The organism is Pseudomonas macauensis, from assembly GCF_047902425.1.
GTDB lineage: Bacteria > Pseudomonadota > Gammaproteobacteria > Pseudomonadales > Pseudomonadaceae > Pseudomonas.
The window spans coordinates 2061938-2075032 of sequence record NZ_CP138377.1 but is presented as its reverse complement, the minus strand read 5'-3'; the positions used below and the strand labels follow the sequence as shown (position 1 = coordinate 2075032).

The window sequence follows — 13095 nt, the reverse complement described above, 5'->3', positions numbered from 1 at the left end:
ATAGCCAGTTAGCTCCCCGGGCAAGCCGGCAAAGCTTCACAGCGTGCCGCGGAATTCGCAGCGCCAGCGGGTACCACCGAGAAGCGCGAATCTGCCGGCGCCAAGCGAGCCGCACAGCTAACCGCTGCACGCGCCTGTTGCGGGCAGCCGCGCTCACCCAGCACATTGCCCAGGTTGAACCAGCCTGCGGCGAAATCGGGGCGTGCGCCCACGCTATGCCGCAAGGCCGACTCCGCCTCGGGCAGATGCCCACCCGCGTACTGCGCGTTGGCCAGGGCGAACCAGCCCAACGCATCCTGCGGCCACGCCTGCGTTGCCTTGAGGTATGCCCGCTCAGCCAAGGCCGGCTGGCCGGTTTCCTCCAGATCATGCCCGGCGCGCAGCCAGGCAGTGGGCTCTGCCGTGGCCGGCAGACGATCCGCCGGCACTGTCACGACCGCCCAGCGCTTGCTGCGAGCCCAGGTGACATCGAAGGCGGTGAAGTCGATCACCAACCGCTCGGTGATCCCCGAACGCAGGATCAGCTCGTGGCGTTGCCGATCGAAGCCCACCACCACCGCGAAATGCCACACCGGCAACCAATCCAGCCCCTGGTTCTGCAGAATCAGCACCGGATTGCCCGCCGCCACCTCGCTCAAGACATCCTCCAGGCGCGGCTTCAGCGGATAGACCAGCATGCCCTTCTCCCGCGCCGCCGCGACCAGCTCCACCTGCAAGCTGCCCTGGCGCTCCGGGAGGAACACACGATCCTTCAGTTGCCGCGGCGTAACCCGCACGCCGCGCTGGTTGAGCATGGTTGCCAGGGCGGCAGGGCCGCACTGGAACTCCTGTTGCGGGAAGAACTGCACATCGCTCAACTCCACGCGTTCGGGCAGCGCCTCCACACTGGAAGGCAACTTCGGTGCCTGTGCACAGCCACCAAGCGCCATGGCCGCCGCCAACGCGGCAGCCATGACCGTGCGACTCAACGCTGGCACCTGACGAAGGTGAAGATGTGGGTGATGCAGAGCATGTCAGTGATGACGAAGATCAGCAGGAACAGCAGGATGATGCCGATGATGCCACCGGCAGGGGCCTGGTCCAGCTGCTGGTTGAACTGCGCCAGCTCCTCATTGGAGAGGCTCTTGATGCGTTGCTCGACCTTGCTTCGCTCAACACCCATGGACTGCAGCTTCTTCTGCACGCCCTGATCATCGAGCATCTTCAGCAATTGTTCACGGTCGACCTGTTGTTGCTGCGCCTGCAGCACCTCGCCGGTGGCAACCATGCTCGCCTGCGCGAGCGGCACCTCCGCCACCACGCCCAACTGCGCCAGCACCAGCATGGCTGCAAGGCTCTTCACCCGCTTTGTTATGGTCATTCTGGGTTTCCTCATCTCTGACTACTTGCACGAAGGCACGACGTGCTGCCGCCCGGCGCAAAAGCCGGCAAGCCGCAACGTTCCCGCCATGTCGGCGCCAACCGCTGGGCCGCTAACTATTAAGATGCTAGGTCAGGAAAAGAGTTCGAAGCGTAATGTGCGCCAGTTGGCGTTTAGATGCCCCAGATAGACGCAAGCGTGGCCACGGGGAAAGAGAATATGCTCCGGCCCGAAGCCACCACCTTCCACCCGCAGCAGCCGCCCCCACGGATGATGACTGATGCGCCCGCGCACATCGGCAACACCGCCGCGCCACCAGTGGATCGCACCCTCGGCATCGTCGATACCTTCAGGCTGCTCGATGCGCACTGGCTCGTCGCGCCAGTTGATCACCCGCAGCGGATCGAAGCCAGCCTGTCGCTTCAGTGGCAGCGGCGCAATCCACCAGGCGCCGTCACGCTCTTCCAGCTCTACGGCCAGGTCGCACCACTGCGGCTGCTCCAGCGCCCAGAGCAGGTCGCCGTCGATGGCCAGGGAAGGTTCGGGCTGCGCCTGAATACGGAAGCCCGGACAAACCAGCACGCCCTCGCGCAGCGGAATGCGGATCTCGCTCACGCCCCCTCCTGCCGCAGGAAGGGACCGGCCTTGCGCTCCAACAGAAGCACCAGCTCCGGCTGCAGGTAGGCGTAATCGTCAGGGATATCCAGGCACACCAGCCGCTTGCCGCGCATCGCCTGCGGGAAACGACGCAGCAGTGACTGCCGCTGGCGGCGCTCCATGACGAAAACCAGGTCGGCCCACTCAAGCTGCTCGGCACTCAGCAATACATCCGCGTCCGGCGCCAATCCGGCGGAGTCGGTCTCGACCTCCGGCCAGTTGGCGAAGACGGTTTCAGCGGTGGGGCTGCGCAAGCGGTTGCGACTGCAGATGAACAAAGCGCGGCGCACTTCATCCTCCCTACGGCTGGCGCGCGAACGGCAGCGGCGATTCTAGGGAAGAACGGCGCTCAGGGCGAGGCCGCCGCTTTCTGCTTGGCTTTTTGCCGTTCGAGAAAGTCCACCTTCCACTGCTCGACGCCCAGGTGCTCGGAGTCCAGGCTCGCCTCGACCCCGTACTTCGCCTTGAGCGCGGCGACCTCCTTGGCATGGTCAGCAAGGAAGCGGTCGAAGCGGTCGATCAGTTCGCCGTGCTTCACCGTGGAGAGATGGAAGGTGCTGCGCGTGTGCGGCAGCGAGGGATCGAACACCAGGGCGCCAGGGCGGGCGCGGATATTGTCCAGGTAGTAGGTGGCGACCACCACGTTGAAGTAGGCGCCGTCGGCCTGCTTCTTCAGCGCGGTATGGATCATCTGGCGCAGATCGGCACTGGGCGTGATGCTGACCTGCCCGGACTGCACCTGTTGCTCGTAACCGCGCGGTGTCCAGCCCTCCACCAGCGCCAGGCGCTTCAACGCGCCCACGCCCTGCCCGAGGCGATCCGGTGCCACCAGCACACCGTCGACGTACTGGGTCACCGGCTGGCTGTAGCGCAGAGACTTGGCGGCCTTCTGTTCCGGCGCCCAGTTGGAATTGTCCGGGTACTTGAGATCGACTTCGCCATTGAGCAACGCCGGCAGCAGCGCATCCACCGGCAGCGGACGGTATTCCAGGGTGATGCCACTGGAGGTGGCGAAGAGGTCGAGCAGGTCGCGGGCGAATCCCTGGTAGCGCCCCTGCGCGTCGGTCACGTAGTGCGGTGCGAATGGCAGGTTCTCGACGCCGACCACATAGGTCTGCGCCATGGCCCCGGTGGAAACGATGCTGGCGAGCGCCCAGCAGAAAGCCTTGAGCTTCAAAGTACCCTCCTGGTGACATTGTTGTTCTGTCGGGCGAGCCGTGGCGGGCTCAGCCGCCGGTCATGCTCATGAACCGCAGCACCTGCACCTGCTGATCGGCTTCGAAGTGGTGACGCTCGGGCTTCAGGCGCAGTGCTTCCATCAGCGCGGCGCGCAGGCGCGCGACGTCACCGGGGTGTTCGCGCAGCAGGCGGCGCAGGTCCAGGGCACCTTCATGCCCCAGGCACAGCACCAGCTTGCCTTCGGCGGTCACCCGCACGCGATTGCAGTCGCCGCAGAAATTGTTGCTGTGCGGGGAGATGAAGCCGATGCGGCTGTCGTAGCCATCGATGCGGTAATAGCGAGAAGGTCCGCCGCTGCGCTCAGGCGTCGGCAACAACTGCCAGCGTTCGGCCAGGTGCGCGCGCACCTCGTCGCTGCTGCACAGCGTGAGTTTGCGTTCGTGGCTGCTGACGGTGCCCAGCGGCATCTCTTCGATGAAGCTGATGTCGATGCCCTTGCTCAGGGCGAACGCCACCAGGTCGCAGACTTCATCGTCATTGCGCCCCTTCTGCACCACCGTGTTCAGCTTGATCCGCTCGAAGCCGGCCTCGCGCGCGGCATCGATGCCGTCGAGCACCTGCTCCAGCTTGTCGGCGCGGGTGAAGGCGGCGAAGCGCTCGCGGCGCAGGGAGTCGAGGCTGATGTTCAGGCGGCGCACGCCCACGGCTCGCAACTCGGCAGCGCGCTCGCGCAGTTGGGAACCATTGGTGGTAATCGCCAGATCGTCCAGTTCCTGGCGCGCGCCCAGCTTGGCCAGCAGGCCGGTCAGCCCCTTGCGCACCAGCGGCTCGCCGCCGGTGATGCGGATACGGCGCACGCCCAGGCCGATGAAGGCATCCGCCACCGCTTCCAGCTCTTCCAGGCTCAGCACCTGATCACGCGGCAGGAACTGCATGTCTTCACTCATGCAGTAGGTGCAACGGAAGTCGCAGCGGTCAGTGACCGACAGGCGCAGGTAGGTGATGCGTCGGCCGAAGGGGTCGACCAGTTGGGAGTCAGGCATGGGCAGTGAGGTTCCGGTTGGCAGGCTGGCCAGACGAAAGTGCGCTAGGAATACAGTAGTTGTGGGCCGATGTATACACGAATTCGACCCACAAGTCAGGAATTTGCCTCAAACCCTCGCCTTGAGAGGGTTACAAGGCCGGTGCTACCATGCCCGGCTCGGTTGGGCAACAACAGCACAAGAAGACCAGCATCCATGACCAGCATTCGCGAGCGTAACCGGCGCCTCATCCTGCGCGCAGCCAGTGAGGAATTTGCCGAAAAGGGATTCGCGGCGACCAAGACCAGCGACATCGCCGCTCGCGCCGGCCTGCCCAAGCCTAACGTCTACTACTACTTCCAGACCAAGGAAAACCTCTACCGCTGCGTTCTGGAAAGCATCGTCGAACCTCTGCTCCAGGCCTCTGCGCCGTTCCGCGAGGACGACGAGCCGGGCGAAGCGCTCAAGGCCTATATCCGCTCCAAGGTCAGGATTTCCCAGGAGCTGCCGCACGCCTCCAAGGTGTTCGCCAGCGAACTGATGCACGGCGCGCCGCACCTGCCCAGGGAGTACCTGGACGAGCTGAACGCCCAGGCCCAGCGCAACATCGCCTGCCTGCAGAGCTGGATCGACCGCGGCCTGCTCGCCCCGGTGGACCCGCACCACCTGCTGTTCACCATCTGGGCGGCGACCCAGACCTACGCCGATTTCGACTGGCAGATCTCCATGGTCACCGGCAAGACCAGCCTCAGCGATGCCGACTTCGAGGCCGCCACCGAAACCATCACCCGCCTGGTGCTACGCGGCACCGCCCCGGACAACGATAACGAGCACAAGCCCCAGGGGCGCCTGCGGCCGTTGTCGATCTGAGCGCAGCGCGGCCATAACGTCCAGGTAAAGCATCTGGCGTGCGGAGTGCCGCGCGCCCTTTCGCCTGTCAAAACGCTTCGTCCGCCCGGTCCTGCGAAACGCATACCCCACAAACGCGTAGGAACGAGCTTGCTCGCGAACCCGCTTCACGCCTGACACTTCCGGCGTAATCGAAGGTTCGCGAGCAAGCTCGCTCCTACAGGTAAAACATCTGGCGCGCGGAATACCGCGCGCCCTTCGCGCCTGTCAGCCCGCGTCGGCGACCAGGCCCAGTGCCTGTACGCCACGGATCGCGCATTGCTCGTCGATATCGGAGGCATCGCCGCTGATGCCGATGGCGCCGATCACTTCATTGGCCGAGTTGCGGATCAGCACGCCGCCCGGCGCAGGGACCACATTGCCTTGCGCCAGGGTATTCACCGCCGCAATGAAGGACGGGCGCTGCTGCGCGTCCGCCGCCAGCACGCGCGACGACTTGCCCAGCGCCACGGCGCCCCAGGCCTTGCCGATAGCGATCTGCGGGCGAAGCATGCTCGCGCCGTCTTCGCGCTGCAGGGTCACCAGGTGTCCGCCGGCATCCAGTACGGCAATGGTCAGCGGCGCGGTAGACAGCTCGCGGCTGGCGACCAGGGCCTGGCGGGTGATGTCCAGTGCGGTTTCCAGACTGATGGTGCTCATGAGGTTTTCCTCTTCAAGGTCGATAAGTCAGGGGCACGAACGGCACTGGCAATTCGCCTGCACACATCCGCATCAGAAATCTGTACGCAATCTAGTAGCCGAACGCCCCGATCAAAGCAACACAAAAGGACAATGAGTACCTATTTTTGTATACATTTTTTCAAACGATAGTTTGACCCAAGGATCAGCTTTTAATGCAAGTACATGATTTACATGTATTTTTATAAAAAATGACCCGTCAGTCCGACGTATACAACCCGTCTTGACCTTCTCACCAGAGCCTGCATAGAATCGCCTCAACTTTTGTACACAATCAGTATAAGAACCGAGGAACAAATTATGGCCAGAATGAGAGCAATCGAGGCTGCCGTACTGGTAATGCGTCGCGAAGGCGTCGATACCGCCTTCGGCGTGCCAGGCGCCGCCATCAACCCCATGTATGCGGCCATGAAGAAACTCGGCGGCATCGATCACGTCCTGGCTCGCCACGTCGAAGGCGCGTCGCACATGGCCGAGGGTTACACCCGCACCACCGCCGGCAACATCGGCGTGTGCATCGGCACCTCCGGCCCTGCCGGCACCGACATGGTCACCGGCCTGTACTCGGCCTCTGCCGACTCCATCCCGATTCTCTGCATCACCGGCCAGGCGCCTCGTGCTCGCATGCACAAGGAAGACTTCCAGGCCGTGGACATCACCAGCATCGTCAAGCCGGTCACCAAGTGGGCTACTACCGTTCTGGAGCCGGGCCAGGTGCCCTACGCCTTCCAGAAGGCCTTCTATGAAATGCGCAGCGGCCGTCCGGGCCCCGTGCTGATCGACCTGCCGTTCGACGTACAGATGGCCGAAATCGAATTCGACATCGATGCCTACGAGCCGCTGCCGGTACAGAAGCCGAAAGCCACCCGCGCCCAGGCCGAAAAAGCCCTGGCCCTGCTCAACGACGCCGAGCGTCCGCTGATCTGCGCCGGCGGCGGCATCATCAACGCCGATGCCTCCGACAAGCTGGTCGAGTTCGCCGAGCTGACGGGCGTACCGGTAGTCCCGACCCTGATGGGCTGGGGCACCATCCCGGACGATCACCCGCTGATGGCCGGCATGTGCGGTCTGCAGACCTCGCACCGCTACGGCAACGCCACCGTCCTGGAATCGGACATGGTGTTCGGCATCGGCAACCGCTGGGCCAACCGCCACACCGGTTCGGTCGACGTCTACACCGCGGGTCGCAAGTTCGTCCACGTCGACATCGAACCGACCCAGATCGGCCGCGTCTTCACCCCGGACCTGGGCATCGTTTCCGACGCCGGCTCCGCGCTGGAAGTCTTCCTGGAAGTCGCCCGCGAGTGGAAAGCCGCCGGCAAGCTGAAGGACCGCAGCGCCTGGGTGGAATCCTGCCGTGAGCGCAAGCGCACCATGCAGCGCAAGACCCACTTCGACAACGTGCCGGTCAAGCCGCAGCGCGTCTACGAAGAGATGAACGAGTTCTTCGGCAAGGAAACCTGCTACGTCAGCACCATCGGTCTCTCGCAGATCGCCGGCGCCCAGTTCCTGCACGTGTACAAGCCGCGTCACTGGATCAACTGCGGCCAGGCCGGCCCGCTGGGCTGGACCATTCCGGCTGCCCTGGGTGTGGTCAAGGCCGACCCGAGCCGTCAGGTCGTCGCACTGTCGGGCGACTATGACTTCCAGTTCATGATCGAAGAACTGGCGGCCGGTGCGCAGTTCAACCTGCCGTACATCCACGTGCTGGTGAACAACTCCTACCTGGGTCTGATCCGTCAGGCACAGCGCGGCTTCGAGATCGACTACTGCGTGCAGCTGGCGTTCGACAACGTCAACGCACCGGAACTCAACGGCTACGGCGTGGATCACGTTGCGGTGGTTGAAGGCCTGGGCTGTAAAGCCATCCGCGTCTTCGACCCGGAGCAGATCGGCGCTGCCTTCGCCCAGGCCCGCGAGCTGATGCAGAAGCACCGTGTGCCGGTTGTCGTGGAAGTCATCCTGGAGCGCGTCACCAACATCTCCATGGGTACCGAGATCAACGCGGTGAACGAGTTCGAGGAACTGGCGCTCAAGGGTGCCGACGCCCCGACCGCCATCTCGCTGCTGGATTGATCCCCCTGTGGGAGAGGCGTCGCAAGGCCCTCTCCCCTGACCCTCTCCTTGCCGAGAGGGGGCTGTTCGAGCAACACGCCATCAAGGAGTCACACAATGCCCCGTTTCTGCGCCAACCTGTCCATGCTGTTCACCGAGGTGGACTTCCTCGACCGCTTCGACGCCGCCGCCAAGGCCGGCTTCACCGGTGTCGAGTACCTCTTCCCCTATGACGTCGAGGCCGAGGTGATCAAGGCCCGCCTGGACGCCAACAAGCTGGAACAAGTGCTGTTCAACCTGCCCGCCGGCGACTGGGCCAAGGGCGAGCGCGGCATCGCCTGCCATCCGGATCGCGTCGAGGAATTCCGCGCCGGTGTGGACAAGGCCATCGCCTACGCCAAGGTGCTGGGCAACAAGCAGGTCAACTGCCTGGCCGGCATCCGTCCGCAGGGCTATGACTGCGCCACCATCGAGAACACCTTCCTGAACAACCTGGAGTACGCGGCGGACAAGCTCGAAGCCGCGGGCATCAAGCTGGTCATGGAAATGATCAACACGATCGACATTCCCGGCTTCTACCTGAAGAACACCCAGCAAGCCCTGGAGCTTCGCGAGAAGGTCGGCAGCGCCAACCTGTTCCTGCAGTACGACATCTACCACATGCAGATCATGGAAGGTGACCTGGCCCGCACCATGGAGAAGAACCTCCCGGCCATCAACCACATCCAGCTGGCCGACAACCCCGGCCGCAACGAACCGGGCACCGGCGAGATCAACTACCGCTTCCTGTTCGAGCACCTGGACCGCATCGGCTACCGCGGCTGGATCGGTTGCGAATACAAGCCCAAGACCACCACCGAAGCCGGCCTGGGCTGGCTGAAGAGCCACAACGTCATCTGATGTTTTTTGCCGGGTTCCCGCCTTTGCGGGAATGACGGGGAACCCCGTCACCCTCGCCAGCGCAGGGTCCCGATAACCCAACAAGAGAAACCAGGAGAACACCTCATGGCCAAAATCGGATTCATCGGCACCGGCATCATGGGCCTGCCCATGGCTCAGAACCTGCAGAAAGCCGGTCACCAGATCTTCGTTTCCACCCATCACGATGCAGCCCCGGCCTCCCTGGTAGAAGCCGGCGCCGTCGCCCTGGCCACCCCCAAGGAAGTCGCCCAGGAAGCCGAATTCATCATCGTGATGGTTCCGGACACCCCACAGGTCGACGACGTTCTGTTCCGCAAGGACGGTATCGCCGAAGGCGTAGGCCCGAACAAGGTCGTGATCGACATGAGCTCGATCTCCCCCACCGCCACCAAGACCTTCGCCGAGAAGATCAAGGCCACCGGCGCCCAGTACCTGGACGCCCCGGTATCCGGCGGTGAAGTCGGCGCCAAGGCTGCCACCCTGAGCATCATGGTCGGCGGCTGCCCGAACACCTTCGAACGCGCCCTGCCGCTGTTCCAGGCCATGGGCAAGAACATCACCCGCGTCGGCGGCAACGGTGACGGCCAGACCGCCAAGGTCGCCAACCAGATCATCGTCGCCCTGAACATCCAGGCCGTCGCCGAAGCCCTGCTGTTCGCCGCCAAGAACGGCGCGGACCCGGCCAAGGTGCGTGAAGCGCTGATGGGCGGCTTCGCCTCCTCGCGCATCCTCGAAGTGCATGGCGAGCGCATGGTCAAGGGCACCTTCGATCCGGGCTTCCGCATCAGCCTGCACCAGAAGGACCTCAACCTGGCCCTGGCCGGCGCGCGCGAACTGGGCCTGAACCTGCCCAACACCGCCAACGCCCAGCAAGTGTTCAGCACCTGCGCGGCCATCGGCGGCAGCAACTGGGACCACTCCGGCCTGATCAAGGGCCTGGAGCACATGGCCAACTTCTCGATCCGCAAGGACTGAGAAGTGCGTTCGCAGGATGGCGTGGAGCGAAGCGATACCCATCCTACGAAGAGCAAGGCGTAGGGCGCATAACGCCAACGGCGTTATCCGCCAGCAAGAGCAAGGTGCCGGGCGAGGTTATGGGAGTGGCGTCGCCCGTCACGCTGCAGAGCGATTCGAACACCCGGCCGTAGGGAATCACGGCCTCGCCGGCCGGGGCGTTCGATTCCATCGCTGAGTCTTCTGCAAGCAGAAGCCTGAGCCATGGAACACCACAACAAGAATCACGGGAGCCTGTCATGAGCCTGGACCCACGCGCCTTCCTGCGCGAGCTGTTCGACACCGCCATCGCCGCCGCGCATCCGGCCCAGGTACTGGCGCAGCACCTGCCCACCGACAAGGGCGGCCGCACCATCGTCATCGGCGCCGGCAAAGCCGCCGGGGCCATGGCCGAAGTCGCCGAGAAACACTGGAACGGCCAGGTCCAGGGCCTGGTCGTGGCGCCCTACGGCTACGGCGCCGAGTGCCGCAGCATTGAAGTGGTGGAAGCCTCGCACCCGGTGCCGGACGACGCCGGTGAGCGCGTCGCGCGTCGCGTGCTGGAACTGATCAGCGGCCTGACCGAGAACGACCGGGTGATCTTCCTGCTCTCCGGTGGCGGCTCCGCCCTGCTCGCCCTGCCGGCCGAAGGCATCAGCCTCGACGACAAGCGCAGCGTGAACAAGGCGCTGCTGAAATCGGGCGCAGCGATCAGCGAAATGAACTGCGTGCGCAAGCACCTCTCCGCCATCAAGGGCGGCCGCCTGGCCCGCGCCTGCTGGCCGGCCAGCGTGTATACCTACGCGATTTCCGACGTGCCCGGCGACGAAGCCACAGTGATCGCCTCCGGCCCCACCGTGGGCGACCCGACCACCTCTGCCGACGCCCTGGCCATCCTCAAGCGCTATGGCATCGAAGTCCCGGCGAATGTACGTGCCTGGCTGGAAGACCCGCGCTCGGAAACCGTCAAACCCGGCGACGAGTGCCTGTCGCGCAGCCACTTCACGCTGATCGCCACGCCCCAGCATGCCCTCGACGCGGTGGCCGCCAAGGCCGAAGCCGCCGGCATCCCGACCTTGATCCTGGGCGACCTGGAAGGCGAATCCCGCGAGGTGGCCAAGGTCCACGCCGGTATCGCCCGGCAGATCCGCAAGCATGGTCAGCCCATGAAGGCGCCCTGCCTGATCCTCTCCGGTGGCGAGACCACCGTGACCGTACGCGGCAACGGCCGTGGCGGACGCAACGCAGAATTCCTCCTCAGCCTCACCGCCGACCTCAAGGGTGAACCGAACATCTGGGCCCTGGCGGGGGACACCGACGGCATCGACGGCATGGAAAGCAACGCCGGTGCCCTGATGAGTCCGTGCAGCTACAAGCGCGCCGCCAAGGCCGGCCTCAACCCGCTGCACGAGCTCGACAACAACAACGGCTACGGCTTCTTCGCCGAACTGGGCGACCTGGTGATCACCAAGCCGACCCGTACCAACGTCAACGACTTCCGCGCCATCCTGGTCCTCGAGAACGACAAATGACTCCGGATAAAAAAGTAAAGATTCTGGCGACCCTGGGCCCGGCGATCAAAAGCCGTGACGACATCCGCGCCCTGGTGGAAGCCGGCGCCAACCTGTTCCGCCTGAACTTCAGCCACGGCGAGTACAGCGACCACGCCCAGCGTTTCGCCTGGGTCCGTGAAGTGGAAGCCGAGCTGGATTACCCCATCGGCATCCTCATGGACCTGCAGGGCCCGAAACTGCGTGTCGGCCGCTTCGCCAACGGCGCGGTGCAGTTGGAGAAGGGCCAGAGCTTCACCCTGGACCTCAGCGACGTACCGGGCGACGAGAAGCGCGTCAACCTGCCCCATCCGGAGATCATCCAGGCGCTGGAGCCGGGCATGAGCCTGCTGCTGGACGACGGCAAGATTCGTCTGCAGGTGGTCAACGCCCACGCCGACGCCATCGAGACCCGCGTAATGAACAGCGGCGAGCTGTCTGACCGCAAGGGCGTCAACGTGCCCGAAGCCGTGCTCAAGCTCAGCCCGCTGACCGCCAAGGACCGCCGTGACCTGGACTTCGGTCTGGAGCTGGGCGTGGACTGGGTCGCGCTGTCCTTCGTGCAGCGTCCCGAAGACATCGAGGAAGCCCGTTCGCTGATCGGCGACAAGGCCTTTCTCATGGCCAAGATCGAGAAGCCTTCGGCGGTGCAGTCCATCGAAGCCATCGCCCGCCTGTCCGACGCGATCATGGTCGCCCGTGGCGACCTCGGCGTGGAGATGCCGGCCGAGAGCGTACCGGGTATCCAGAAGCGCATCATCCAGGTCTGCCGCCAGCTCGGCCGTCCGGTGGTGGTGGCGACCCAGATGCTGGAGTCCATGCGCTTCTCCCCGGCGCCGACCCGCGCCGAGGTGACCGATGTGGCCACCGCCGTCAGCGAAGGCGCCGACTGCGTGATGCTCAGCGCCGAGAGTGCCTCGGGCCAGTACCCGCGTGAATCGGTGGAAATGATGGCGAAGATCATCCGCCAGGTAGAGGCCGAGCCGGACTACCAGGCCCAGCTCGAACTCAACCGCCCGGAACCGGACGCCACCGTCTCCGACGCCATCAGCTGCGCCATCCGCCGGATCAGCCGCATCCTGCCGGTAGCGGTGCTGGTGAACTACACCGAGTCCGGCGCCTCGACCCTGCGCGCCTCCCGCGAGCGTCCCAAAGCACCGATCCTGAGCCTGACGCCGCAGCTGAAGTCCGCCCGCCGCCTGACCGTGGCCTGGGGCGTGCACTCGGTGGTCAATGCGCAGCTCGCCCATGTCGACGAGATCTGCTCCACCGCCCTGGACATCGCCCTGGCCCAGCGCATGGCGCGCCGTGGCGACACCGTGGTGGTCACCGCCGGCGTGCCCTTCGGCCAGCCGGGCAGCACCAACATGCTGCGCATCGAGACGATCGCGCCGGCACTGGAAGGTTAAGCGTCAGAAGAGCGCCCTCACCCCAGCCCTCTCCCTCCGGGAGACGGCTCGGGTGAAGGATACGAAGAGTCACAGGAAACACCGAGTTCTGGAGCCACGCCCCATGGCGTGCCTCCGCACCGAGTCACTCCCGGACGGACGGGGCCGGGAATACGGGGCCGCGTCCCCGTCCGTCCGGGTTTGACCTTGACCGAATGCTTGTCGGTCCATGGCCCCCCACGAGCAACTCCCATGCTGGCCATGGAATTTCGAGGTTGTTGGCGGTGATCCCGCCGACAGCCTCTTTTCTTTTTCCAACCCCGTGGCGCGGCTCCGTATGGCGGCGTCACACAATGCTCACGCAGCACCCGCCGATGGAGCCT

At 64.7% G+C, this 13095-nt stretch carries 13 protein-coding genes; 6 read left to right on the top strand and 7 right to left on the bottom strand.

What is annotated here, in order from left to right; genetic code table 11:
* Positions 1-8 precede the first annotated feature (8 nt).
* The 6 genes from SD196_RS09875 to moaA form a co-directional block, all read right to left on the bottom strand.
* The gene (locus SD196_RS09875) at positions 9-953 is read right to left on the bottom strand and encodes a PA2778 family cysteine peptidase (protein WP_331320092.1); all 945 of its coding nucleotides are present in this window, start codon (positions 951-953) and stop codon (positions 9-11) included.
* Positions 954-964: 11 nt separating this feature from the next.
* Positions 965-1324 (bottom strand): PA2779 family protein, encoded by a 360-nt coding sequence (locus tag SD196_RS09870; RefSeq protein WP_370601658.1) that lies wholly within the window; start codon positions 1322-1324, stop codon positions 965-967.
* Between the two features lie 168 nt (positions 1325-1492).
* Positions 1493-1975 (bottom strand): hypothetical protein, encoded by a 483-nt coding sequence (locus SD196_RS09865; RefSeq protein ID WP_343577878.1) that lies wholly within the window; start codon positions 1973-1975, stop codon positions 1493-1495.
* Positions 1972-2307: a low molecular weight protein tyrosine phosphatase family protein gene (locus SD196_RS09860; RefSeq protein WP_343577879.1), complete on the bottom strand. Its 336-nt coding sequence runs from the start codon at positions 2305-2307 to the stop codon at positions 1972-1974. The genes SD196_RS09865 and SD196_RS09860 overlap by 4 nt, the downstream gene beginning before the upstream one ends.
* 59 nt (positions 2308-2366) lie before the next feature.
* The gene (locus SD196_RS09855; protein ID WP_275607844.1) at positions 2367-3194 is read right to left on the bottom strand and encodes a substrate-binding periplasmic protein; all 828 of its coding nucleotides are present in this window, start codon (positions 3192-3194) and stop codon (positions 2367-2369) included.
* A gap of 49 nt (positions 3195-3243) precedes the next feature.
* Positions 3244-4239, bottom strand: coding sequence for a GTP 3',8-cyclase MoaA (gene moaA, locus SD196_RS09850; protein ID WP_275607845.1), 996 nt, complete (start codon positions 4237-4239; stop codon positions 3244-3246).
* 195 nt (positions 4240-4434) lie between these two features.
* Between moaA and SD196_RS09845 the strand changes: the two genes are divergently transcribed.
* Positions 4435-5088 (top strand): TetR/AcrR family transcriptional regulator, encoded by a 654-nt coding sequence (locus tag SD196_RS09845; protein ID WP_331320096.1) that lies wholly within the window; start codon positions 4435-4437, stop codon positions 5086-5088.
* A gap of 246 nt (positions 5089-5334) precedes the next feature.
* On the opposite strand, the gene SD196_RS09840 is transcribed toward SD196_RS09845, so the two are convergent.
* On the bottom strand, positions 5335-5766 hold the full coding sequence (locus SD196_RS09840) for a GlcG/HbpS family heme-binding protein (protein WP_275607847.1): 432 nt from the start codon (positions 5764-5766) through the stop codon (positions 5335-5337).
* Positions 5767-6105: 339 nt separating this feature from the next.
* Between SD196_RS09840 and gcl the strand changes: the two genes are divergently transcribed.
* The 5 genes from gcl (at position 6106) to pyk (ending at position 12733) form a co-directional block, all read left to right on the top strand.
* Positions 6106-7881 carry a glyoxylate carboligase gene (gene gcl / locus SD196_RS09835; protein WP_275607848.1) on the top strand — a complete coding sequence of 592 codons (1776 nt, stop codon included), beginning with the start codon at positions 6106-6108 and terminating at the stop codon, positions 7879-7881.
* A gap of 96 nt (positions 7882-7977) precedes the next feature.
* The gene (gene hyi, locus SD196_RS09830) at positions 7978-8760 is read left to right on the top strand and encodes a hydroxypyruvate isomerase (protein ID WP_275607849.1); all 783 of its coding nucleotides are present in this window, start codon (positions 7978-7980) and stop codon (positions 8758-8760) included.
* Positions 8761-8865: 105 nt separating this feature from the next.
* Positions 8866-9756 carry a 2-hydroxy-3-oxopropionate reductase gene (locus SD196_RS09825; protein WP_275607850.1) on the top strand — a complete coding sequence of 297 codons (891 nt, stop codon included), beginning with the start codon at positions 8866-8868 and terminating at the stop codon, positions 9754-9756.
* A 278-nt stretch (positions 9757-10034) separates the two neighbouring features.
* Positions 10035-11306 (top strand): glycerate kinase type-2 family protein, encoded by a 1272-nt coding sequence (locus SD196_RS09820; protein WP_275607851.1) that lies wholly within the window; start codon positions 10035-10037, stop codon positions 11304-11306.
* Positions 11303-12733 carry a pyruvate kinase gene (pyk, locus tag SD196_RS09815; RefSeq protein ID WP_331320098.1) on the top strand — a complete coding sequence of 477 codons (1431 nt, stop codon included), beginning with the start codon at positions 11303-11305 and terminating at the stop codon, positions 12731-12733. Before SD196_RS09820 ends, pyk begins: the two co-directional genes overlap by 4 nt.
* Positions 12734-13095: the final 362 nt, after the last annotated feature.

Bases quoted from the DNA above. Each gene is read 5' to 3' on its own strand.
- SD196_RS09875 (WP_331320092.1), bottom strand. From the start codon at position 953: ATGGCTGCCGCGTTGGCGGCGGCCATGGCGCTTGGTGGCTGTGCACAG.
- SD196_RS09870 (WP_370601658.1), bottom strand. From the start codon at position 1,324: ATGCTGGTGCTGGCGCAGTTGGGCGTGGTGGCGGAGGTGCCGCTCGCG.
- moaA (WP_275607845.1), bottom strand. From the start codon at position 4,239: ATGCCTGACTCCCAACTGGTCGACCCCTTCGGCCGACGCATCACCTAC.
- SD196_RS09845 (WP_331320096.1), top strand. From the start codon at position 4,435: ATGACCAGCATTCGCGAGCGTAACCGGCGCCTCATCCTGCGCGCAGCC.
- SD196_RS09840 (WP_275607847.1), bottom strand. From the start codon at position 5,766: ATGAGCACCATCAGTCTGGAAACCGCACTGGACATCACCCGCCAGGCC.
- gcl (WP_275607848.1), top strand. From the start codon at position 6,106: ATGGCCAGAATGAGAGCAATCGAGGCTGCCGTACTGGTAATGCGTCGC.
- hyi (WP_275607849.1), top strand. From the start codon at position 7,978: ATGCCCCGTTTCTGCGCCAACCTGTCCATGCTGTTCACCGAGGTGGAC.
- SD196_RS09825 (WP_275607850.1), top strand. From the start codon at position 8,866: ATGGCCAAAATCGGATTCATCGGCACCGGCATCATGGGCCTGCCCATG.
- SD196_RS09820 (WP_275607851.1), top strand. From the start codon at position 10,035: ATGAGCCTGGACCCACGCGCCTTCCTGCGCGAGCTGTTCGACACCGCC.
- pyk (WP_331320098.1), top strand. From the start codon at position 11,303: ATGACTCCGGATAAAAAAGTAAAGATTCTGGCGACCCTGGGCCCGGCG.